Here is a 21923-nt window from a genome sequence, read left to right as displayed (position 1 = left end):
GTGGCGCCCGATGTCTTTGCGGGGTGCCCTCGCGCTACAACCCCCGCCATGCGCGGCAGCGAGTTCGCCGACCTGAAGGCCTTCGCCACCATCGCCCGTCACGGGCACTTCGCCCGGGCGGCGGCGGAGCTGGGCGTCACCCCGTCCGCGCTCAGCCAGACGCTGCGCCACCTGGAGGCGCGGCTCGGCGTGCGCCTGCTGCACCGCACCACCCGGAGTGTCGCCCCCACCGAGGCCGGGGCGCGGCTGCTCGCGCGGCTCGGCGCCGTGTTCGCCGAGTTGGAGCTGGCGCTCGAGGAGGTGAACGCCTTTCGCGACCACCCCACGGGCACCTTGCGCCTCATCTCCCCGCGCTCGGCCACCGACCACTTCCTGAGGCCCGTGCTCGCGCGCTACCACGCGGCCTGTCCGGACGTGGTGTTGGACCTCACGGTGGACGACGCCGTGGTGGACATCGTCGCGGGCGGCTGGGACGCGGGCATCCGCCTGGGCGAGCGGCTCGAGCAGGACATGGTGGCGGTGCGGCTCGGTGGCCCCCTGCGCCAGCTCGCGGTGGCCTCGCCCGCCTACCTCGCGCGCCGCGGCACGCCGCGCACGCCCCAGGACTTGCTCCAGCACGCCTGCATCAACTGGCGCCAGTCCGGCACCCCCGCCCCCTACGCCTGGGAGTTCGCCCACGAGGGCCGCTGGTTCGAGGTCGCCGTGAAGGGGCCCCTCATCCTCAACGACCGGCGGCTCGCCGTGGACGCCGCGATCGCCGGGCTCGGCATCACCCTCTGGTCCGAGCGCTTCCTGCGGCCCTTCCTCGACGCGGGCGTGCTCGTGCCCCTCCTGGAGGACTACTCGCCGCCCTTCCCCGGCTTCCACCTGTGCTACCCGGCGGGCCGCCATCCGCCCGCCGCCCTGCGTGCCCTCATCGACGTGCTGCGCGAGGCCTTTCCCCCCGAGCCCGGCTAGCCCGCGCGCCGCATTCTGTCCGCCGCGCTTCATGCCCCATGCACCCACCCGCGCATTCACGGCGGCGGCGCCGGCGCGCATCGTCTCCCGAGTGGAATCCCTCACCCTCCGGAGCCCCGCCATGACCTCGTCTTCCCCTCGCATCTGGTTCATCACCGGCATCTCCCGCGGCCTCGGCCGGGCGCTCGCCGAGGAGGTGCGCGCGCAGGGCGATCACGTCGTCGGCACCACGCGCGACGGCACGAGCGACCTGGGCGCGGGCGTGCACGCGGTGCCGCTCGACCTGTCGCGCTCCGAGTCCCCCGCCACCGCCGTGCGCGCGGCCCACGCGGTGCACGGGCGGCTGGACGTGGTGGTGAACAACGCGGGCTACGGCCTGCTCGGCCCCATCGAGGAGACGCGCGACGCGGAGGCCACGCACCTCTTCGAGGTGAACTTCTTCGGCGCGCTGCGGGTGCTCCAGGCGGCGCTGCCGCTGCTACGGGCCCAGGGCGCGGGGCACGTGGTGAACATCTCCTCCATCGCGGCGCTCGCGCCCATGGCGGGCTCGGGGGTGTACGCGGCGAGCAAGGCCGCGCTCAGCGCGCTGTCGGAGAGCCTCGCCCTGGAGCTCGTGGGCTCGGGCGTGCGGGTGACGAGCGTGGAGCCCGGGGCCTTCCGCACGGACTTCCTCTCGCCGCACTCGCTGCGCCGCACCGAGGCGCGCCTGGCGCACTACGAGGCCACGAGCGGCGAGGCGGTGCGCGCGCTGGAGAAGCTCATCGGCCAGCAGGGCGGAGACCCCCGCGCCGCAGCGCGCGCGCTCATCCAGGCGGTGCGTGCCCCCGAGCCCCCGCTGCACCTGGTGCTCGGCGCGGACGCGGTGGGGCGCACCCGCGCGAAGCTCGAGCGGCTGGGCGCGGACGTCTCGCGCTGGGAAGAGGTGTCGCGCGCCACGGGCTTTCCGCGCGCGGACTAGGGCGGGCCCGCGTCCGGAGCGCCGGGCACGTGGATGCCGGCGCAGGCCTCGGCGGCGGACTGCACCTCGTCCACGGTGACGCCCGGCAGGGTGGCGCACAGGAACAAGTCCCGCCCCACGCGCCGCGCGCCGAGCAGCGCCGGGTGGGCCACGCCCACGCCCGCGTCGCCCCGGGTCGCCGCGAGCATCAGCCGCACCAGCGCGTAGTCCTGACCCCGCTCGGCGCGCGTCTCCAGGCGGGTGAAGCCCTCGAAGGCGCGGGACACGGAGTCGAGCAGGGCCTCGGGGGTGGGCAGCTCCGCGCCCTCGTTGGCCCTCAGGTCCACGCGCAACACCGGGTGCTGGGCGGGACCGAACTGCAAGCTGCCATCGCGCGTGGGCTGGGCGCTCCACCCGGGCGGCAGCGGCACCTTCACGCCCACCCGTCGCTGCGGGGTGGCGGGGGCCTGGACTTCCGGGGTGGGGGCCTCGGACTCCGGAGCGGAGCGCCCGGGACACCCCTCGCACCCGGCGGCCCCCACGGCGAGCGCCACCAGGGCGGCCCGGGCACGTGGGGGCAGGCGCTGCATGCCTACTTCTTGACCTCGCCCGCCACGGGCGGCGGCGGGTTGCCCTTGCCGAGGTTCTCCATCTTGCTGGTGCCCTCGAAGATGACGCCCCGGTCCATGGTGAGCGCGGGCGACTCCAGGTTGCCCTTCACACGCGCGGGCGCATGCAGCTCGATGAGCTGCGCGGCGCGCACGTTGCCTTCCACCGTGCCATTGATGATGACGGTGCCGGCGTTGATCTCCGCCTGGACCCGGGCGCCCTCGCCAATGACGAGCACGTCCTTGGTGAAGATCTGCCCGTTGAACTTCCCGTCGATGCGAACCTGTCCCTCGAAGGTGAGCTTGCCCTCGAATTCGCTGCCCTTGCCCAGCAGCGTATGAACCTCACCCGGACGCGTTGCCACGCTTTCCTCCTGTCTGGAACCAATGCCTAGAAGCGGTACGTTCGACTTCTCTTCCTTCTTGCCGCCGAGGAGCGCCACGTCCCTACTCCTTCCTGAGGACCTTCAGGATGCGATCCAGATCATCGTACGAGAAGTAGTCGACCTCCAGGGTGCCTTTTCCACTGCCTTTCTCGATGAGGCGCACCTTGGTGCCGAGCGCGCGCTGCACCTCCTCGATGAGGGCCTTGACCTGGGGGCTCTGCTTCTTGGGCGCGGGGGCGCTGGCGCCGTCCTTGGGCTTGTGGCCCTTGGCCTGCTGCACGAGCTTCTCGGTGTCGCGCACGCTGAGCTTGTTCGCGGCGACCTGCTTGGCGAGCTCGGTCATCTCCGGCAGGCGCGGCACGCCGAGCAGCGCGCGCGCATGGCCCGCGCTCAACTGCGCCGTGGCCACCATGTTCTTCACGTCGTCCGGCAGCCCGAGCAGGCGCAGGGCGTTGGCCACCGTGGGCCGCTCCTTGCCCACGCGCTGGGCCACCTGGTCCTGGGTGAGGCCGAACTCCTCCACCAGGCGGTGGTAGCCTTCGGCCTCCTCCATGGGGTTCAGGTCCGAGCGCTGGAGGTTCTCCACCAGCGCCAGCTCGAAGGCCTCGCCCTCGGAGACCTCACGCACGATGACGGGCAGCTCGTGCAGTCCCGCGAGCTGGCTCGCGCGCCAGCGCCGCTCGCCCGCGATGATCTTGAACCCGTCGCCGTCCTTGCGCACCAGCACGGGCATGAGCACGCCCTGCGCCTTGATGGACTCGGTGAGCTCGCGCAGCTTCTCCTCGTCGAAGTGGCGGCGCGGCTGGAGCGGGTCGCGGTGGATGGCCTCGATGGGCAGCTTGAGCACGGCGCCCTTGAGGGGCGGGGGTGGCTCGGGAGGGGCCACCACCGTGGCGCCCGCGGGGGGCGGCGGCGCGGCCTGGGGGATGAGGGCGGAGAGGCCACGGCCCAACGCCCGCTTCTGCTTGTCACCGTTCAACACTGCGCTTCACTCCCGCCAGGGGCTCCCCCGGCGCAGCCAGCCCGGGCGGCCCCGGGCGGTCGAGTCCTTCACGGCTCACTCCCGGGGACTCGCGACCCGGTGAGGAGGCTCCGGGCGGGGCGGGCTGCCCCCCGGAACCAGGGATGGGTGGGCCCTCGCGCGTCCGGGCCCTATATAAGGAGAGACGCGCGGCTCAGGCGCGCGGCTGGGCGCGGGACTTCGTGGGCGCCGGAGCCGGGGCGGGCTCGGGGGTGGGCGCGGGCTCGCGCTGCATGATCTCCCGGCCGAGCGCCAGGTAGCTCTCGCAGCCCTTGGACTTGATGTCGTAGAGGATGATGGGCTTGCCGAAGGACGGGCACTCCGCGAGGCGCACGTTGCGCGGGACCACGGAGGTGAAGACCTGCTCCTTGAAGAAGCCGCGCACGTCCTCCACCACCTGGTTGGCGATGTTGGCGCGGGCGTCGAACATGGTGAGCAAAATCCCCTCCATCTTGAGGCCCGGGTTGAAGGCCTGCCGCACCAGGTCGATGGTGTGGTTGAGCTGGGACAGGCCCTCGAGCGCGTAGTACTCGCACTGCAGGGGGATGAGCACCGAGTCCGCGGCGATGAGCGCGTTGAGGGTGAGCAGGCCGAGCGAGGGCGGGCAGTCGATGAGGATGTAGTCGTACTGGTCGGCGAGCGGACGCAGGGCGTTGCGCAGGCGGAACTCGCGCTGCTCCTGGCTGACGAGCTCGACCTCGGCGCCGGTGAGGTCCGGCGTGGCGGGGACGACCTGGAGGAAGCGCAGCTCGGTGGGGTGGAGCAGCTCGCTCATGGGCCGGCCGCCGAGCAGGGCGTCATAGACGGTGCCCTGGAGCTCCTCGCGCTTGAGGCCGAGCCCGCTGCCCGCGTTGCCCTGGGGATCCATGTCGACCAGGAGCGTCTTGCGCTCGGCGGAGGCGAGGCTCGCGGCCAGGTTGATGGCGGTGGTCGTCTTGCCGACGCCACCCTTCTGATTCGAGATGCAGATGATTCGACCCACGCGTTCCATCCTTGGGGGAGGGCTGTAGCGACCCGACGCATTGATCCATCAAACGGCCGGGTGATCCAGTCCATGACCGGATCAGGCCCATAGCCTGCCCGCCTGACATGCGCGCGGCCACGGACGGGGCGGCGAAGGGGGGACACGGGGCGGCGGGGGCGCGGGGGTGAGGTCGGTTTTTCGGGGGTGGGGACCGGAAGCGTTCCACGTGGAACGGGCGGAGGCCTCCCGCGCTCCGCTCCGCGCCCACCCGGCCCGGGGGCGTTTCACGTGGAACAGGCGGAGGCCCAATCGAAGCGCCCGGGCGGGACGTGCTCCGTCGCGCCGACGCCCGTTCCACGTGGAACAGCCGAGGCCCGGACCGTGCGGACCCGGCGCCCCCCCGGCCCTGGGGAAACCGGAGGCCGACGTTCCACGTGGAACGCCCCGGCCCTTCTCCCCGACTCCGCCGCTCGACCCCGAACGCCGGGATGCCCGGCAGCGCCCTCCCCACCTCCACCGCCCTTCCACGCGGAGAGCGCCGCCCACCGTTCCACGTGGAACACGCCGTTCCCTCCAGTTCTCTCCGCCGCGTCCGCGCCCAGGACGTTCCACGTGGAACACGCCGGGGAGATCCCGGCGCCCCCGACCGTCCGGTCCAGGCCGGAGAGATTCCCCGGGAACGTTCCACGTGGAACACGGGGGGGCACCGCCCCTGCCCTTCCGCCTTCCCGCGTCCTGCTGGGAAGGTTCCACGTGGAACACGAAAGGACCTCTCCGCCGATCCCCTGCCCTCATCCGAGAGCGTTCCACGTGGAACATGCCGCGCCCGTTCCGGAGCCCGCTCTCCCTCTTCGAGTCCCCTCCCCCGCCTGGGACGTTCCACGTGGAACTGGGCGGCCCACCCATCTGACCGGCCGGGCAACCGAGCCGCCCTCCTTCCCACCGGACAGGCGGTGGCTGGCCGGGACGTTCCACGTGGAACATGTGCCGTCCTCCTTTCGCCCCCGCCTTCACCCGCTTTCGGGCAGCCCTCCCCCCGCTGTCTGTTCCACGTGGAACCCGGCGACCGCTTGTCGGGTGGCGGCATGGGGACGGACGTCCGGCGGCACGTTCCACGTGGAACAACGGGGAGGCAAGCGGTGGGTGGACGGGTGGGTCGGGGCCCCAGGGTTCCACGTGGAACACGGGCCCACGGCGGTCTCGGACCGGAACGGAGCGCGGGTCTGGGCCCATGGACCCACGCCCCGGATGACGGGACCTCCGGACGTTCCACGTGGAACAGGTGGGGCGAGTCCCGCCGTGCTCCGCGTCTTCATGTTCCACGTGGAACGACGTCCCGAGCCCCCTCCCCTTCCCCGTCTCGCGGGTGGGCGGGTGCTACTCGTCGTCGAGCAGCGGCAGGAAGCGCAGCTCGCGCTGGTTGCAGGCGGCGAGCACTCCGCCCCGGACCGGGAGCACCTGGTTCACGGCGGCGCGGGTGAGGCGGACCTCGCGGCGGGTGAAGGCCTCGTCGAACAGGAGCAGTCCGCCCGAGCGCGTGCCGGAGAGCAGCGTGCGCCCGTGAAAGGCGAGGCAGTCGAGCGCCGCCGCATCCGAGGCGCCCCCGGCGAAGCGCACCGCCCGCGTGGCCCGGTCGAGCACGCGCAGCGGCGCCACCTGTCCCTCCGAGCCGCCCGCGACCGCCACCCGGGTTGCGTCCGCGACGACGGCGGCATGGGCCAGGAAGGGAGTGCCGGGCGCGTCGAGCCAGCCCTGGTGCCAGCGGACGAGGCCGGTCCCCGTTTCGACCTCGGCCAGGGCGCGCTCGGTGGCCACGAAGAAGGTGGTGCCCTCGGGGGTCCGCGCGAGCGCCTTCACCGTGGAGAACTCGGGCGCGATGCGCGTCACCTCCAGCACCCAGCGCACCCTCCCCCGCCAATCACAGGACACGAGGAGGGGACGCGCCGTGGCGACCAGCGCCGCGAGCTCGGGCCAGGGGGGCAGCAGGGCCGGGTCGGTGACAGGCTCGGTCTCGAAGTCGAAGCGCCGCCGCAGGCACCCGATGAAGCCGCCGTCGGTGAGGAGGAAGGGCGAGCGCAGCGGGTACTCGGCGAGGACGCGGCCCGAGTCCAGGTCCATGCGCACGGCGGACTGCCGCTCGCCCCGCCACAGCGGCCCCGAGGCCACGAGTTCAGGAGGTCGGACATCGAAGACGTCGGCGCCCGCGGGCAGGGTCGCGTCCAGCTGGAGGTCCGGCCATCGACGCACCTGCACGGCCCGGGGCGAGGAGATGAGGGAGCCGCCGCAGCCGACGAGCACCCGCGCCTCATCCAGCACGGCGAGGTCGGAGTAGCGCTCGAAAGGATGGTCCTTGCCGAGCACCACCGAGCCGGGACGCGACCGGCGCGAGGCTGGACCGGACACGGGTGTTTCGAGCATCTCCACGGTGCGCCGTCCGGCCGCGAGGGGCTGTGATTGGGGGTGGAACATGGAGGCGAAGACTACGCCGCACCTTCATCCAAACGAGGCCCAGGCTCGGATCATGTTCCCGTGGATGAGTCCGCTCTCAGACCCGAGTCACATCAAGATGTGCGCGGCATCCAGGGACTCCACTTGGGGGCGACGACCCTCGAGGAATGTATCGTCAACCAGAGCGAACACACCTCTCTATAGGCGCGGGTTCTCGGCTCGGGTTCGCGGTGGGGGACTTACCAGCTCCCTTAGCAACACAGAGGCGCGGTCCCAGTCATGGGATCGCGCATACCCACCACAGTAGAACACCCCACCCCACCGGAGTGCCCCAGCCCACGTCGGCATGCGTGCGCGCTCCGCCACGAGAACCCCCATGAATCTCCTCATCACCGCCGCCGCCGTCGCCCATCTGGTCGACGCGGCCAATCAACTCACGCCATTCGCCCTCATCGTCTTGTGCGTCATCTTCATGATGGCCGTGATCTGGCGCCTGCTCCCTCAAACCGAAGTGCATCGCCAGAAGTCGGACACGCCGAAGCGGCGGAACCGTTCGCCCCGCACAAAGCGCTCCCGGAGGTAGACGTCATGCCCAGAATCCAGGTGCGCCCCCAACGGCGGAAGTGACACGCTCCGAGATGACCCGAACCACTCCCGAGGTCACGCGGAGGACGTCATGAACCGGACCGGAATGCTGGTGCTGTGCACGGTGTGGCTCGGAGGTTGTGCCCTCTTCCACCCTCCCCTCCCCCCGGCCCCGAACCCATGGCCCGAGCCGGACGCCACGACCCTCGTGATGCCCGGGTCCGAGGCCGGGGCCGCGATCGCCGCCGCCGCCGCGCTTCAGGAATTCATCCGGACCCACCCGGAGCCGTATCTGTACCGGGGATGCACCCACCCGGCCCAGGGACTCGACGTGGCGGTCTTCCAGGAGCCCGCGTCCGGGCTCTACTACGTCACGCTCGCCCAGCGCTTCGACCGGTGCGGCGGGCCCTCGGGCCGCGTGCTCGGCTCACTGCCCGAGTACGCCGTGACGGCCCGAGGCGAGGTGCTCGGTGAGTCCCCTCCCCCACCGGGCGAAGGGGATGGGGCCGCTACTCCGCCCGCGCGAACGACGCCACCTGCCGCTCCGCTCCCGAGAACGGCAGCCGGTACGCCCGCGCCGTCACCAGCACCAGGCCCCGCTGCTCCGCCTGCGCCCGCAACTCCGGCTCCGGCAGCGCCTTGCCCAGCATCGCCACCACCCGGCCCCCCGGCGCCAGGTACGCCGGCGCCAGGTCCAACCAGTCCGGCAGATCCATGAAGGCGCGCGCCACTACCCGATCCGCGCGCGGCAGCCCCTCCGCCTCGGGCTTGCCCTCCGCGCGCGTGTGCACGCCCTTGGTCCCCGCGAGCCCCAACCCCGGCGTCGTCACCACCGCCTTGAGGTAGCCCACCTTCTTGCCCACCGCGTCCACCATCGTGACGGACAGGGACTCGCGGGCGATCTTCAACGGCAGTCCGGGGAAGCCCGCCCCCGCGCCCACGTCCAGCACCGTGGCCGCCCCCTCCACCTCGGGCAGCACCGCCAGCGAGTCCAGGAAGTGCTTCTCCAACACCTCGTCCGGCGCGGTGATGGCCGTGAGGTTCACCTTGGCGTTCCACTTGAGCAACTCGCCCATGAGCCGGAACAGCCGCCCGGGCACGTCCTCGGCCACCGTGACGCCCAAGGCCCGGCAGCCCTCCTGAATCCGATCGGCGAAGCGCGCGTTATCCACAACCCACCCTCTCGACTGGGGCTCGCAAGCCCTTGAATTGACTCCACAAAGGGGACTTCGAAAAGTTCCCCACACCTTGTCCACACCCCCCGGTGCGATCTCAACCGTCCGCGCGCTCCCCGCCGCCCGGCCCCCGCCCCTCGCGCTTGAGCGCCACCAAGAGGAGCGAGAACGCCGCCGGGGTGAGCCCCGGAATGCGCCGCGCCTGGCCCACCGTGCCCGGGCGGTGCTTCTCGAACTTCTCGAGCGCCTCGGCGGACAGCCCGCGCACCTGCTCGTACGCGAAGTCCCCGGGGATGCGCCAGCCATCCCACGCCTCGGCCTCGCGCGCCGCGGCCCGCTCGGCCATGACGATGTAGCCCTCGTACTTCACCTCCACCTCCACCTCCTCCACCACGTCCGGGGCGAGCACGGGCCAGCCCGCCTCCCCTCCCCCGGCCTCCGCCGCGAGCACCGCGTACGTCACCTCGGGGCGCTTGAGCCGCGCGGCCAGGCCCGAGCGCTTGAGCCGCGCCACCTCGCCCGCCACCGCCTCGCCCCGCGCCGCCACCCGCCCGGCCACCTCCTCCCCCACGAGCCCCACCCGCGCCCCGTGCCGCACGAGCCGCAGGTCCGCGTTGCCCTCGCGCAGGCGCAGCCGGTGCTCGGAGCGGCTGGTGAACATGCGGAAGGGCTCGCCATCCACGCCCCGCGTGACGAGCTCGTCCACCAGCACCGCGCCGTGCGCCTCGTGCCGGCCAAGCTCCAGCACGGGCTCGCCCTTCACCTGGAGCGCCGCCTGAATCCCCGCGTAGAGCCCCTGGAAGGCGGCCTCCTCGTAGCCGCTCGTGCCGTTGAGCTGGCCGGCGAAGTACAGGCCGCGCACGCGTTTGGTCTCCAGGGTCGGGTGCAGTTGCGTGGGCGGGGCGTAGTCGTACTCCACCGCGTAGCCGTAGCGCGCCACCTGGACGTCCCCGAGCCCCGGCAGGGTGCGCAGGAAGGCGAGCTGCACGTCCGCGGGCAGGCTCGTGCTCAGGCCGGCGGGGTAGACGAGCGGGGAGGTCGGGCCCTCGGGCTCGAGGAACACGAGGTGCCGCTCGCGCGCGGAGAAGCGCACCACCTTGTCCTCCAGCGAGGGGCAGTAGCGCGGGCCCCGGCCGACGATCTCCCCCTGGTAGAGCGGCGAGCGGTGGAGGTTGTCGCGCAGAATCTGGTGGGTGGCGTCGGTGGTGTAGGTGAGGGCGCAGGTGACGGCGGGCTGGAGGGGGAAGGGGCCCGGGTCCAGACGGGTGCGCAGGGAGAGGGGGCGGGGCGGGAAGTCCCCGGGCTGGGGGGCGAGGGCGGCCCAGTCGATGCTGTCGCGCAGGAGGCGGGCGGGGGTGCCGGTCTTGAAGCGGCCGAGGGTGAAGCCGAGCGCGCGCAAGGAGTCCGACATGCCCTTCGCGGCCTCGTCCCCGAGGCGACCGCCCACCTCCTTCTTCTCGCCCACGTGCATGAGGGCCTGGAGGAAGGTGCCGGTGGTGAGCAGCACGGCGGCGGCGGCGAGCTCGGTGCCGTCCGCGAGCGTGACGCCCGAGACGCGGCCCGCGTCGGCGCGCACGGCGGAGACCTCGGCCTCGTGCACGGTGAGGCCGGGCTGGGAGAAGAGGACGGACTGCATGACGCGGGCGTAGGCGTCGCGGTCGCAGAGCACGCGGGTGGCCTGGACGGCGGGGCCCTTGGAGGCGTTGAGCGTCTTGAAGTGGGTGCCGGTGAGGTCGGCGACGCGGGCCATCTCGCCGCCGAGCGCGTCGAGCTCGCGCACGAGGTGGCCCTTGGCGGTGCCGCCCACGGCGGGGTTGCAGCTCATGACGGCGGCGCGCTCGCGCTTGAGGGTGAGGCCGAGGGTGCTAAGGCCCATGCGCGCGCAGGCGAGCGCGGCCTCGCAGCCCGCGTGACCCAGGCCCACCACGATGACGTCGTACCGCGACTTCAAACCGGCGCCGGAGGAAGGGGTGCTCACGGCCGCCTTGTCTCTCGCGGCGCGCGGCGGTTGGCAAGTTGGGGACGGTGGGAGAGGCCGCGCGGCGGGCGAGCGGGGGCGGGGAGGGGCGTGGGAAAGCGGGCGGATGGGGGCGCGCGAACTTGGCGGGCCGCTCGGGCCGTGCCAGGAATCAAGGCTGAGTCGGAACCCAAGAATCAGAACTCAGAACGGGTGCGAACCCCGCTCACACGCCCATGGCCCTCAAGTCCTTCACCGTCGCCAACTACCGCTCGTTCCTCCGGCCCACCACGGTGGAGTTGCGGCCGCTCACGCTGCTGTTCGGCTACAACAACTCGGGCAAGAGCGCGCTGCTGCGCGTGCTGCCGTTGCTGGCGAACTCGGTGGGGGAGCCCCGGGGCGCGCCGCTCAACCTCGACAGTCCTGCGGTCCGGGGCGCGGCCTTCCGCGAGCTGTGCAGTCAGCTCAACCCGAACCAGCGGCACATCGACTTCACCCTGGAGTGGGATGGGGCAAGCGGTCTTCGTTCGGTGCGCAGCTATCAGTTCCGGGTCCGTGAACAGCCTGGTGCTCAAGGCGAGGTAATGCCTCCCGTCGTTGAGCACTTCGACACCGAGTTTTTCGACCAGCATCAAGATAACGCCTCGTACTTCAAGGGTCGGTGGCAGCCCCGAAATGTGATGGAGCAAGCGCGCTACGATACCCGTGCGAAGTACCAAGGCCCTGAATCGGAGGAAGAGGCTGACATCCTCGATCTCGCCTTTCGCGGCATCAAGCCGAGCGCGGAGCCGACGCCTCCCGCTCATTGGATGGCGTTCACTTCCCTGGGAATGCAACTCAACGAGTTGCGAGATGAAGTTCAGTGGCTTGGCTCAATTCGCCAGCTCCCCAACAGGAGCCTGGAGTTCCGAGGGAGCGCGCCAGCCAGGCTCAAGGAAAACGGCGCGGGCGTGCTGGAAATGCTCGTCCAAGACAAGCTCCAGGGAGGCGCACTCCTCGCCACGCTCTCCGCGTGGTTCGAGAAGCACACCCGCCAGCGCTTGGAGGTCAGCGCGGTCGCCCCGCGTTACTACGCGCTCACGCTCGGGCCACTCGCGAGCCCCGGCGTCCGGGTGAACGTCATCGACACGGGCGAGGGCATGGCCCAAGTGCTTCCTGTATTGGTGGCCGCCGCCCAGGCACGCATCCAAGGCTCGGCGTCGACCCTCACCGCGATTGAACAGCCGGAGCTGCACCTTCACCCCAAGCTCCATGAGGCGCTCGCGGACTTCTTCTGCGTGACCGCCATGAGGGAAAACGCCCCCTGTGCCCTCATCGAGACGCACTCGGAGAATTTCCTCCAGGGCATCCAGCTCGCCATCGTCCAAGGTCGACTCGATCCGCAGCGGGTCGCCTTGTATTGGGTCCAGCAAATCGACGACGGCAGCAGCACGCTCGAACTCATCACGTTCAACGACAAGGGACAGCCCAGCCACTGGCCCCCCGGCGTCTTCTCCGAGGACACGGAACTGGCGCGCCGCATCCTCAAGGAGCGGTGGAAGGAGGGCACGTGAGGCTCATCATCGAGGCGCCACTCTTCGCCTCCGCGCAACTCCAACGCGATCCCTTCGCGCTCCCCACGCTCTGGCAACTCTGCTTGGACAGGACTTGCCACTACATCTCTGTGGACCCTCCAGATGCAGTGGAATTCCGTGAGTGGTTGAATGGCCTGCCAGCGCAAGGACGAGAGCGAGAGCGCATCGAATTCCTGCTCGAAGAGGGAGTACAGCGGCAAGCAAGGGACGCCTCCACGACCGTCATTCGCATCGCGGATGTGCCCGACGTCGATTGGAGTGGAAAGGTCCCGCGCTTCTCTCTTGGCACCGCGAACGCCCTGCTACGCGAGCCACTGAGCGTCGTCATCGAGGGAGTCCATGACGAGACCTTCCTCAAGGCGTCCGTGCCCTTCATCTACCGGGAGCGCTTCGAGACGTGGTCCAGGAGCAGATGCTTCAAGCTGGAGCACCGGGGCGGCATCCAGAATCTGCGTCACGTTCTCGCCAAGGAAAATCTGACCCCCGAGTTGTGCCTGCGCCTGTTCGTCATGCTCGACAGTGATGCACGCAAGCGAGGGGAACCCTCCTCGGACTCCAGACGACTCGCGAACACCTGCGCCCACCATGGACTGCCGCACCATCAGCTTGAGCGTAGGGCCATTGAAAATTACATCCCCGAGCCCGCCCTCAAGCATTGGCTCGGGCAGCAACATGCTCGGGATTTCGATGAAAAATGGCTCGCCAAGCTTCATGCGTTCCGCTCCTTGTCGGAGGAGCAACGTCACCACTACAACATGAAGCACGGGTTGAAGAAGGACCGAAAGTCCGCAGAGGGAGTCGCAGACATTTTTGAGCCGCTCATCGCACAACAGCCAGACAAGGCGGCATTGTTGGAGGAGGGCTTCAGTTCCATCGTGGCCCGCGCATTCCACGAGCGCATTGAGGAAAACGCGTTCACGGAAGATGGACAGCGCCCCGAGTTGATGCGGCTGTTCGAAACGATGCTGCGCGCCGCCTGAGCACAAGGAAATCCGATCATGGCGACCCCGTCCTATCTGAGTGAGCCTCAAATCCAGTCCCTGGCCCGTCTGCTCCAGGAGATCATGGAGGGCAACCTGCGCCTGCCCCTGTTCCAGCGGGACTTCGTCTGGAACGACAGTCAGCGCCTCGAACTCCTCAATAGCGTGCGCGACGGCATCCCGATGGGCAGCGTCCTCATCTGGCGCACCGCCACCCGGCGCCTGGAGTGCTTTCAGGCTATTGGTCCCTACCGGCTCCCCGAGCGTCCTCCCATCGAGGGCCTCATGCACAGCTACCTCTTGGATGGCGTCCAGCGGCTCAGTACTCTTCTCGGGAGCATCCATCCGCGTGTCGTGGGTAGCATACCGGAACCCATTGAGCGCAGCATCGGGCGCGGGTCGAGTTGGGATCTTTATTACGACCTGGAGGAGCGCACGTTCCTGGTTCACGAGACGGATGAACCGCCTCCCGCGACGTGGCAGCCGCTCTGGTTGACACTCGATGGCATCGGGCTGCTGCGCTTCCAGCGAGAACTGGCGAAGCAGCCCGACGCCGAGCGGCTCATCCAGGCATCCGACGAGTTGGTGAGCGCGTTTCGCGACTACAAGATTCCCGTGCTCGCCATCGTGACCGAGGACCTGGAGCACGCCACGCGCATCTTCCACCGCATCAACAGTCGGGGCACGCCCATGGGTGAGTTCCACATGATGCAGGCGCTGACCTGGAACGAGAAGTTCGACCTGCGTGAGCGGTTGACCGCCGCCAAGGCCCTCATCAAGGAGTCGAGTTGGGCGCCCGAGCCGGACGAGGATCTGTTCCTCGATGTCTGCAAGGTTTCGCTCGACTTGAGTCTCTTCGAGGAGAACGTCGAGACGCTCGGCAAACAGCTCGCGGCGAATCCCCGCCTCTTGGATGACGCCATCGACAATCTGCACGAGGCGGTCCGCTTCCTGCAGCGCAAGTGCGGAGTCCTCTCCGCCGAACTGCTCCCCTCCCGCTACCAGCTCATCCTCCTCGCGGAGGCCATGCGTGTCTGGAGGATCTCGGGCAAGCCCTTGTCAGAGGTCACACCGCACATCATCCGCTGGTTCTGGCTGACCACCTATGGAGGTGTCTTCCGCGCGGTCAACCGGAACAAGCTCAACCGCTTGTTGCGGAATGTCCGGAGCCTCGCGAGCGGGGAGACATGTTTCGCCGCGGCAGGAACGTCCATGGCCGTCGAACCGCTCCCCGAGCGCTTCCATTACCGGTCCGCCCGTTCCAAGGCCCTGGCGATCCGCTTGGCGGAATTGAGGCCTCGCGACGCCGACGGCCGACCCATAGACAACCCTCTCGCACTGCTAGCCCGGCATGGCGCGGATGCCATCGTTCCACTTGTTCGTGGGCGCCCCGAAAGCGCCAATCGCATCATCGTGCGGCCACAGGAGGCCGAGGCCATCCGCAGCCTGCTTGCCCGAAGACCCATTGTGGCCGACAAGGACTTCCTGGCCAGCCACGCCATCACACCAGCGGCACTCCGAGCGATTGAAGAGCACGACATCGAGGGCTTCCTGATGGAGCGCCAACAAACCCTGGCGGAGTTGGACGCTCACTTCATCGACCCATTCGTCGAGGAAGACGCACGATACGCTCTCGCCGAGGACGCTCTGATGCCGTTCTAACCACGATCTCCACGGGCAGGTGACGCGGGTCCAAGGGCCGCGTCCAGTGGGTCATCCAGGTGCCGAACCGTGGCGCTCGGCATCCGCGGTCGTGGACCGTGGACGCACGCGCACACGACGCGCTAAGTCACCCCGCCCATATGACCTCAAGAAAAAAGCGGGAGTGGGCGCGCGTCTTCCTCAGTGCCAGTCGCCTCGGGATCAGCGGGCCGAGACTCCTCCTCTTCTCCGTCACGTGCGCGCGGGAGATGGGCACCGTGGGGCTCGTGCTCCTGGCGCTGCGGGTCGTGCTGCGGACCACCTCCACCCGAAGCGGTGGGCGGAGGATGCGCCCGGTGTGGCACCTGCCTCGCGCCGTGTGGGCGCTCGCCGGGGGCCTCGCCGTCTGGGTCCTGCTCGCGCTCGGCGACAGTGGGGCGCCGCGAGCGATGTGGGCCTGGGAAGTGGAGGACGCCGAGGTGCCGGAGTGGCTCCTCACCAGCCCGGGTGACGCCGGCGTGGTGGCGAAGAAGATGCCGTCCAAACGCATGAAGGGGCAGCAGGCCGCCCCTTGTGGCACCGCACCCGTGCAGGTGCTGCTCAACGATGCCTGCTGGATCGAGGCGGTGTCACCGCCTCCGTGTGGCGACCTCTACGAGTACGAGGGGCGCTGCTACATCCCCGTCGTCGAGAGGAAGCGCCCCCTCACCAGCGTGACCGAGTAGCCGGCCTACCCGAGCTCCACGAGCAGGTGGTGCAGGTCGGCGAGCGCCGCGTCCACCTGATCATCCAGGTGGCGGGGGGTGAGGCGCGCCTCGTGGAAGTGGGCCTCGGCCTCCATGTCGACCAGGAGCTGGTGCAGGTCCTCCAGCACCTCGCTCACCTGGGTCCCCAGGGCCTCCGGGCCGTGCCAGTCGGCGAGCGCCGAGACGTGGCGCTCGGGGGCCGGGGACACGGGGAGGGCGGGGTGGAAGGCGGCGGCATCGACGGTGTCACGCATGAAGAAGAATCTCGGGGGCGAGCGGCGGGAGTTACAGGAAAACGGTCTTGTCGTAAACCTATGACAAAACGGTTCTCCTGGAAGTCCGCCCAATGACGGATGGCCCGGGTTGGGCCTTCCGGGGCCTACCCTATCCGTTCCCCCTGACGCCAGGTCCCACCGGCTATTCACGGCGGGTGCTTCACGGCGCGAGCGCGGCGTTCCACACGTCCTTCACGCCGCCCACGTGGTCGAAGGCGCAGTGGCCCAGGTCGGGCAGGCGCGTCTCGGTGAGGGGGAAGGCGCGCTCGCGGTAGAAGGCGACCGAGGCCTCGATGTCCGCGAGGTAGTCGTCCTTCGTCCCGTAGGTGTAGACGAGCTTCGTGGGCCCGAGCGCGCCGGGCTGGGCGGGGTTCCACGCGAGCGCGCCCGTCCACGAGGCCTCGCCGCCGCAGGCGAGCGCGTAGACGGCGGGGTAGCGCTGGCCGTAGCGCGGCAGGAAGCTCGCGGTGAGGAACACCGAGCCGCCCGAGGAGCCCCCGAGCAGGAGCGGCGCGTCGTTGAGGATGTCCCAGCCCGCGCGCACCTCCTCGATGACCTTGACCAGCGCGGCGGCGCCGGCGCCCTCCAGGTCGCGCTCGGAGGGGGGGGCCTCGTCGGTGCAGGCGGTGAGCGAGGGCCGGGTCCACCAGGCGCAGCCGTTGAGCGCGCGCGCGGCGATGTAGAGGGTGCCGTGGGTGGCGGCCCAAGGGGCGTGGGCACGCGGGGCGGTGTCGTTGGTGTAGGTGCGCGCGCCATCCCCGTGCAGGTAGACGGCCAGGTGCAGGGGGGCCTCGGGGGAGGCGGCCACGGGCTCGAAGATCTTCAGCTCCACGCCGGCCACCTCGGCCACGCAGTAGGCGTAGGTCTGCCCGCCGGAGGCGAGGGTGCCCGTGCGCGCGCAGGGCAGCTTGCCACTGCCGCGCGAGCTCTCCGGGCCGGTGGCGGGCGGGGTGCCGGCGTCGGTGCCGGCGTCGGTGCCGGCGTCAGAGCCGGCATCGGGCGAGGCGGGCGGGGTCCCCGCGTCGGCGGGAGCCGGGGTCTCCGGGCCCGGGGCGGGGGAGGGGTCGGGGGAGCAGGCGGAGAGGGACAGCAGCAGCAGGGACGCGCGAAGCGAGGGGGACATGGCGGCGACGCTAACCCGGGGCCCCCACGGGGGCGGAAGGGCCTGGCGGTGGAGCGGGCCCGGCGCCTCGCCCAGCCGCCAGCCGCGCCTCCCAGGGGCCTCAGCGCGCGAGGGCGTGGTGCAGATCCGCGTGCCAGGCGGGTGGCAGGCGCGCGAGGGGCGGACTCGCGGCGGGGGTGGGGGTGGCCAGGGCGCGCTGCAGGGCGAGGTCCCCCACGAGGAAGCCGCCGGCGAAGAGCGCGGCGGGGGCCCCGGCCGGGCGGCGCGCGAGCTCCGACGCGGTGCCCAGCCGCAGGTTGAAGACACGCGTGCCGCCGGGCACCCGCGCCACGGAGACCAGGCGCGCGGGGCCCGCGTCCGTGCGCACCGTGTCCCCGGGGTGCAGCGCGCCGGCGGCCACCCCGCCGCCGTCCGGGAGGAGCACGGGGTGGCGCTCGGTGAGGCGCAGCACGTGGCCGGCGCTGTCGCGCAGCAGCACCAGGGGCTCGGGCTCCTGGCCCCGGCTCACGTCCGTCACGGTGAGCACCGCGCCGAGCGTGTCCGCGCGCACGCGGTCCCCCGGGCGCACGTCCTCCACGGGCACGCCGCGGCCATCGGCGAGGGTGATGGGGGTGCCCTCGGCGAGGCAGCCCTCGTGGAAGACGAGCCGGCGCGCGCCCGGGGCGCGGCGGTCGAGCGCGTCCGAGAGGAAAAAGGGCTCGAGCGTGGCGGTGCCGTCGGCGTCCTCGCACCGGGCCTCGCCCACCAGGGTGAGGCTCAGGCTCAGGGGGGCGTCGCGCAGCGCGGCGGCCTCGCAGGCGGGGGCGTCGGGCAGGTCCTCGTTGAGCAGGGTGGAGGGCGCGGCGAGGAAGTCCACCGGGCCCGAGACGAGGCCCGTGGGCAAGAGGCCGCGGGGATCCTGCGCGGGCACGCAGGTGGCGCCGCGCGCGGTGTCCAGGAGCTTGAGGCGGGCGGCGGTGTAGCGCGCCACGGTGCACGGGCCGCCCGGGCGGGCGCCGGGGGACAGGCGCGCGCGCACGGGGAGCAGCAGGTGGCGCGGGTCGGGCGGGGTGGTGAAGGGCCAGTAGTCCTGGGCGCTGAAGCGGCCGGGCGCGTCGGGCAGGGCGGCGGCGAGCCCGGTGGGCTGGGCGGTGAAGGGCTCGGGCACGCCGTCGGTGAGCGTCACCTGGGCGTAGTCGCAGTCGGTGCCGCCGCGCGCCTGGCACAGGAGCACCTCCTCGCCCGCGCCCGGCACGAGCGCGCGCGGGTGCACGAGGCCGTGGCCTCCGTCGGGCCGCAGCGCGAGCGAGTGCCGCGCCACCGCATAGGAGACGAAGTCGCGGCCGCTCCGGGCGTCCGAGGCGAGCGCGAGCGACTCCACGCGCAAGAGGTGGCCGTCGGCGGGCGCGGCCGGCACGTCCACGGCCACGTCGAGGAAGTCCGTGCCCCCGGCGAACTCCTCGCCCGCGCGCGAGGCGAGCACGGTGCGCGTCGAGTCGTCCCGGGGCGCGTCCTGGGCGATGAGGTCCGCGAAGACGTAGTCCGCGCCGCCCAGGCAGCTCACGCGCACGGACACGGGGAAGACGAGCGCCTCGCCGGAAGGGGAGGGGAGGGCGGGGCGCAGCAGCAGGGCGTGGTCGCACCACAGGCCGGCCTCGCTCGGCGCGGGGCTCCGGGCGCGCGCGGCGGCGAGCCGGCGGAAGAGCTCCGGCGCGGAGCGGGGCGTCTTGCCCGCGGCCTGGAGCCGGCGCAGGAGGAAGGCCCGGTGCGCCTCCTGGCCCAGGTCCAGCGAGACACTCGCGCGGCCCGTGCCCCGCGTGGCGGCGGCGTACCAGGCCTCCAGCCGCCGCGCGTCCTCCAACACCTCACGCGCCGCGGGGGCCTGGGTGGGCGAGCGCAGCGCGCCGCTCCAGCCCGCCGTGAGCACCAACAGCACCCCCCAGCCCATCACAGACACTCCGGATGCCCGGGCAATCTTTCTCATCATCGCACCCCCCGATAGACAGACGACTCCTTCCCACTAACAGGGAAAATTCCGTGTCTCAAGCACGAGCAAGGGAAGTGCGGACAAACCCGCAATCACGGAACCCCCGGGTCTGTATTGTTTCGAGGGCCCGAATCCCTTTCAATGGGTTTCACGAGGGGGGGGCGGTGGTCACCGGGATGCCGCGGAAGCGCCGACGCCTGTCCCGGGCCCTCCTCTCGCGCCGTCGAGCGGCGAAGTGCTGTCGAGCCTCACCAACGTCCCAGAATCCGTCCAGGAGTCATCCCCAATGATGAACCAGAACCAGGGTCAGGGTGCGCGGTTTGTGCGAAACGTGGTCGTGGGCATGCTGCTGTCGCTGATGCCGGGCATGAGCCAGGCGGCCGGTGGGCGTCAGGGATTGGGACTGCCCGCGGTGGTGAGCTGCCCGCTGGGCTCGGTGACCACGAGCTTCTCGCCGGGGCTGCGCCAGCAGTCCCAGGACGTGACGGTGGCCACGCAGTCCTCCTTCAACAGCTGCCTCACGGTACTGGGCGAGCCGGTGGTGTGGGCCACGGCCATCGAGCACACGGCCCGGCGGGGCCAGTCCTGCGGGCTGACGCGCCTGGGACAGGCCTCCGAGACGACGCTGAGCTGGAACACGGGTGAGACGTCCGAGCTCACCTTCTCGCTCTACGCGGTGGACGTGCAGGGCCTGCTCACCGTGGAGACGTACAACGGCGTGGTGACCGAGGGCAAATACGCCGGGGCCACGGCGGTGCGCACCATCACGTATGTGAATACGGACTTCATCGGCGGCTGCCTGTCGGTGGAAGGCCTGACGCAGGCGCATGGCATCTCCAACCTCGTGCTGACGCTGCTGTAGTCCGCGCGGCCCCGGCCTGAAACCAGACACCCGCCACCGGAGGGGGGGTGGGTGTCTGGGCCGGGCTTGGCGGCTACAGCGGGACGATGACCCACCGGGACGTGGAGCGGGTGACCTCGCACGCGGTGGACTCCAGGGCCGCGCGCCGGGACAAGTGGCGCGGCACCAGCACGCCCGTGGTCTCGTCTTGCTGGAACACCTGATCAATCACATGACAACTGCCGCCCTGGAAGGTGCCGCCCGGAGAGAGCACCAGGTGCTGGGTGAGCAGGTTGTAGGACAGCTCGAAGGCGCCCGCGCCCTGGCACGGCACCAGCGAGGGCGCGAGGACACAGTCGCCGCCGAGCATGCTGATGAGTTGGCGATCCTGATAGCGCCAGCGCTGGGCGGCGGGCGCGTCGTCCCAGGCACACGGCTGGCCCTCGGCCACGCCGTCCACCACGGTCAGACAGAGCGAGTAGCCCACGTTGACGAGCAGGAACTCCCGCTCGGGCAGGGGAAAACCCCCCGCGGGGAGCATGGCGGACGGCTCCCGGGGACTGGCCCCCACCGCCGCCGCACCCAGGACACACATCACCGACAGACACGACACCAGCTTGGACGGACTCATGGAATGACAGGCTCCTCCTCTTCGCGTGACGTCTGGGAAGAACATGGGACTCGCCATTCCCCGGGCAAGCCGGACACCGGGTGGGGCCTCGGGGGCGGACATCCCCCTGCCCCCGGGGGTCCGGCTTGCATGGCACGGGGCCCGCGCGGCGTCCGACGGGCGGCGCCGCCATGGCCCCCGAGGGCACTCAGTCGAGGAAGCGGCGCCCCCAGCGGCGAGCGGTGCCTGGAGGACAGCCATGCCAGACGCGGGTCTCGGGGCAGGGCAGCAGCCAGGGCTCGAGCACCCGCGCCAGCTCCCGGTACGCGGGCAGCGTGTCCCCGCGCGCGATGTCACCCGCCTCGGGCACGGGGCCCAGCGCCACCAGCGCCCGCCCCCCGTCCAGCGCCTGCACCGTGGTGCCGGGCGCGTGCAGCCGCGCGCGCAGGGCCTCCGGGCCGCCCACCCGTCCGAGCACCTCGGGCCCCAGGAAGTTGAGCCAGTGCACCCCGTCCACCCGCACCCCCAGGTGCCGCTCGCCGTGCGTCACGTCCAGGCCCGGGTGGCGCAGCGCCTCCTCGTGGATGGCGGCCTCCTCCAAGCCCCACACGTTGGGCGAATAGAACGCCAGTCCCGCGTGCCCCGACGCATAGGGCAGGAGCGAGGCCAGGCGCTCCATCAGCGCGCGCGAGGCCTCGGCGCCATGCGCCTCCAGGAACTCGGTGGGCCAGGAGAAGCTCACCAGACTCATCGCGTCCGGCTCCGGTGTCCGCCACGGCAGGCGCGAGCCGTAGAAGAAACCGTAGCCACTCAAGCCCTGGGCTCCGCCCAAGAGGTCCACCCGACGCTCGAATTGCTCCTTGAGGTAGGGGCGGACCTCCTCGTCCTCCAGGTCATCGAGGAACCGCGGCCCACGCGGTGGCGCGAGCATCGATCGAATCCGTGGCCAGTCCTCCGAGGTCAGCGTGTTCGGCTCGTAGCCCAGGAAGTATTCACTGAACACCTCCTGGGTCGAACCCACCGCCTCCAGATAAACATCGAGCGCATGGCCGACCGCGCTCGCCAGGTCCTGATGGTCGAAGGGCAAGTGCAACACGAGTCGGATGACTTCGCGGTGCACGAGGTGTCG

20 protein-coding genes are annotated in these 21923 nt (G+C 71.0%); 8 read left to right on the top strand and 12 right to left on the bottom strand.

Annotation, left to right across the window (positions count from 1 at the left end):
• Positions 1-48 precede the first annotated feature (48 nt).
• The gene (locus I3V78_RS03200; RefSeq protein WP_204484843.1) at positions 49-957 is read left to right on the top strand and encodes a LysR family transcriptional regulator; all 909 of its coding nucleotides are present in this window, start codon (positions 49-51) and stop codon (positions 955-957) included.
• A 121-nt stretch (positions 958-1078) separates the two neighbouring features.
• Positions 1079-1915: an SDR family NAD(P)-dependent oxidoreductase gene (locus tag I3V78_RS03195; protein ID WP_204484842.1), complete on the top strand. Its 837-nt coding sequence runs from the start codon at positions 1079-1081 to the stop codon at positions 1913-1915.
• Here I3V78_RS03195 and I3V78_RS03190 read toward each other — a convergent pair.
• The 5 genes from I3V78_RS03190 to I3V78_RS03170 all read right to left on the bottom strand — a co-directional run bounded on the left by I3V78_RS03190 (position 1912) and on the right by I3V78_RS03170 (position 7276).
• The gene (locus I3V78_RS03190) at positions 1912-2484 is read right to left on the bottom strand and encodes a hypothetical protein (RefSeq protein ID WP_204484841.1); all 573 of its coding nucleotides are present in this window, start codon (positions 2482-2484) and stop codon (positions 1912-1914) included. The genes I3V78_RS03195 and I3V78_RS03190 overlap by 4 nt on opposite strands.
• A gap of 2 nt (positions 2485-2486) precedes the next feature.
• Complete coding sequence (gene bacM, locus I3V78_RS03185; RefSeq protein ID WP_204484840.1) at positions 2487-2945, bottom strand: bactofilin BacM; 459 nt, start codon at positions 2943-2945, stop codon at positions 2487-2489.
• Positions 2946-2949: 4 nt separating this feature from the next.
• On the bottom strand, positions 2950-3870 hold the full coding sequence (locus I3V78_RS03180) for a ParB/RepB/Spo0J family partition protein (RefSeq protein WP_204484839.1): 921 nt from the start codon (positions 3868-3870) through the stop codon (positions 2950-2952).
• A 193-nt stretch (positions 3871-4063) separates the two neighbouring features.
• The gene (locus tag I3V78_RS03175) at positions 4064-4891 is read right to left on the bottom strand and encodes an AAA family ATPase (protein ID WP_204484838.1); all 828 of its coding nucleotides are present in this window, start codon (positions 4889-4891) and stop codon (positions 4064-4066) included.
• Positions 4892-6250: 1359 nt separating this feature from the next.
• Positions 6251-7276, bottom strand: coding sequence for a hypothetical protein (locus I3V78_RS03170; RefSeq protein ID WP_204484837.1), 1026 nt, complete (start codon positions 7274-7276; stop codon positions 6251-6253).
• A gap of 421 nt (positions 7277-7697) precedes the next feature.
• Here I3V78_RS03170 and I3V78_RS03165 point away from each other — a divergent pair, with 421 nt between their 5' ends.
• The gene (locus I3V78_RS03165) at positions 7698-7904 is read left to right on the top strand and encodes a hypothetical protein (protein ID WP_204484836.1); all 207 of its coding nucleotides are present in this window, start codon (positions 7698-7700) and stop codon (positions 7902-7904) included.
• Between the two features lie 511 nt (positions 7905-8415).
• On the opposite strand, the gene rsmG is transcribed toward I3V78_RS03165, so the two are convergent.
• Both rsmG and mnmG read right to left on the bottom strand, forming a co-directional pair.
• Positions 8416-9078 (bottom strand): 16S rRNA (guanine(527)-N(7))-methyltransferase RsmG, encoded by a 663-nt coding sequence (rsmG, locus tag I3V78_RS03160; RefSeq protein ID WP_204484835.1) that lies wholly within the window; start codon positions 9076-9078, stop codon positions 8416-8418.
• A 100-nt stretch (positions 9079-9178) separates the two neighbouring features.
• Positions 9179-11032 (bottom strand): tRNA uridine-5-carboxymethylaminomethyl(34) synthesis enzyme MnmG, encoded by a 1854-nt coding sequence (gene mnmG / locus I3V78_RS03155; protein WP_204496434.1) that lies wholly within the window; start codon positions 11030-11032, stop codon positions 9179-9181.
• A gap of 242 nt (positions 11033-11274) precedes the next feature.
• Between mnmG and I3V78_RS03150 the strand changes: the two genes are divergently transcribed.
• The 4 genes from I3V78_RS03150 to I3V78_RS03135 all read left to right on the top strand — a co-directional run bounded on the left by I3V78_RS03150 (position 11275) and on the right by I3V78_RS03135 (position 15958).
• The gene (locus I3V78_RS03150) at positions 11275-12591 is read left to right on the top strand and encodes an AAA family ATPase (protein WP_204484834.1); all 1317 of its coding nucleotides are present in this window, start codon (positions 11275-11277) and stop codon (positions 12589-12591) included.
• Positions 12588-13592: a hypothetical protein gene (locus tag I3V78_RS03145; protein WP_204484833.1), complete on the top strand. Its 1005-nt coding sequence runs from the start codon at positions 12588-12590 to the stop codon at positions 13590-13592. The genes I3V78_RS03150 and I3V78_RS03145 overlap by 4 nt, the downstream gene beginning before the upstream one ends.
• 18 nt (positions 13593-13610) lie before the next feature.
• Positions 13611-15254, top strand: a complete 1644-nt coding sequence (locus I3V78_RS03140; protein WP_204484832.1) for a DUF262 domain-containing protein — start codon at positions 13611-13613, stop codon at positions 15252-15254.
• A gap of 257 nt (positions 15255-15511) precedes the next feature.
• A complete protein-coding gene (locus I3V78_RS03135) occupies positions 15512-15958 on the top strand; it encodes a hypothetical protein (protein ID WP_204484831.1) in 447 nt (148 codons plus the stop codon).
• Positions 15959-15963: 5 nt separating this feature from the next.
• Here the strand turns inward: I3V78_RS03135 and I3V78_RS03130 are convergent, their stop codons facing one another.
• The 3 genes from I3V78_RS03130 to I3V78_RS03120 all read right to left on the bottom strand — a co-directional run bounded on the left by I3V78_RS03130 (position 15964) and on the right by I3V78_RS03120 (position 19304).
• A complete protein-coding gene (locus I3V78_RS03130; RefSeq protein ID WP_204484830.1) occupies positions 15964-16233 on the bottom strand; it encodes a hypothetical protein in 270 nt (89 codons plus the stop codon).
• Positions 16234-16414: 181 nt separating this feature from the next.
• On the bottom strand, positions 16415-17377 hold the full coding sequence (locus I3V78_RS03125) for a hypothetical protein (protein WP_204484829.1): 963 nt from the start codon (positions 17375-17377) through the stop codon (positions 16415-16417).
• 100 nt (positions 17378-17477) lie between these two features.
• Entirely contained in the window at positions 17478-19304 is a 1827-nt protein-coding gene (locus I3V78_RS03120; RefSeq protein ID WP_204484828.1) for a Hint domain-containing protein, read from the bottom strand.
• A gap of 361 nt (positions 19305-19665) precedes the next feature.
• On the opposite strand from I3V78_RS03120, the gene I3V78_RS03115 reads away from it, so the two are divergent.
• Positions 19666-20205, top strand: a complete 540-nt coding sequence (locus I3V78_RS03115) for a hypothetical protein (RefSeq protein WP_204484827.1) — start codon at positions 19666-19668, stop codon at positions 20203-20205.
• Between the two features lie 73 nt (positions 20206-20278).
• Here the strand turns inward: I3V78_RS03115 and I3V78_RS03110 are convergent, their stop codons facing one another.
• Together I3V78_RS03110 and I3V78_RS03105 are read right to left on the bottom strand one after the other, a co-directional pair.
• A complete protein-coding gene (locus I3V78_RS03110; protein ID WP_204484826.1) occupies positions 20279-20815 on the bottom strand; it encodes a hypothetical protein in 537 nt (178 codons plus the stop codon).
• 187 nt (positions 20816-21002) lie between these two features.
• Entirely contained in the window at positions 21003-21914 is a 912-nt protein-coding gene (locus tag I3V78_RS03105; protein WP_338023454.1) for a type VI immunity family protein, read from the bottom strand.
• Positions 21915-21923 lie beyond the last annotated feature (9 nt).

The sequence above is a fragment of the Archangium primigenium genome (assembly GCF_016904885.1).
Classification (GTDB): Bacteria; Myxococcota; Myxococcia; order Myxococcales; family Myxococcaceae; genus Cystobacter; species Cystobacter primigenius.
The sequence above is the reverse complement of the archived record's forward strand: the minus strand, read 5'-3'. Positions and strand labels throughout refer to the sequence as shown.

Coding starts and splice junctions, on each gene's coding strand:
- I3V78_RS03200 (WP_204484843.1), top strand. CDS start 49: ATGCGCGGCAGCGAGTTCGCCGACCTGAAGGCCTTCGCCACCATCGCC.
- I3V78_RS03195 (WP_204484842.1), top strand. CDS start 1,079: ATGACCTCGTCTTCCCCTCGCATCTGGTTCATCACCGGCATCTCCCGC.
- I3V78_RS03190 (WP_204484841.1), bottom strand. CDS start 2,484: ATGCAGCGCCTGCCCCCACGTGCCCGGGCCGCCCTGGTGGCGCTCGCC.
- I3V78_RS03165 (WP_204484836.1), top strand. CDS start 7,698: ATGAATCTCCTCATCACCGCCGCCGCCGTCGCCCATCTGGTCGACGCG.
- I3V78_RS03150 (WP_204484834.1), top strand. CDS start 11,275: ATGGCCCTCAAGTCCTTCACCGTCGCCAACTACCGCTCGTTCCTCCGG.
- I3V78_RS03140 (WP_204484832.1), top strand. CDS start 13,611: ATGGCGACCCCGTCCTATCTGAGTGAGCCTCAAATCCAGTCCCTGGCC.
- I3V78_RS03130 (WP_204484830.1), bottom strand. CDS start 16,233: ATGCGTGACACCGTCGATGCCGCCGCCTTCCACCCCGCCCTCCCCGTG.
- I3V78_RS03125 (WP_204484829.1), bottom strand. CDS start 17,377: ATGTCCCCCTCGCTTCGCGCGTCCCTGCTGCTGCTGTCCCTCTCCGCC.
- I3V78_RS03120 (WP_204484828.1), bottom strand. CDS start 19,304: ATGGGCTGGGGGGTGCTGTTGGTGCTCACGGCGGGCTGGAGCGGCGCG.
- I3V78_RS03110 (WP_204484826.1), bottom strand. CDS start 20,815: ATGAGTCCGTCCAAGCTGGTGTCGTGTCTGTCGGTGATGTGTGTCCTG.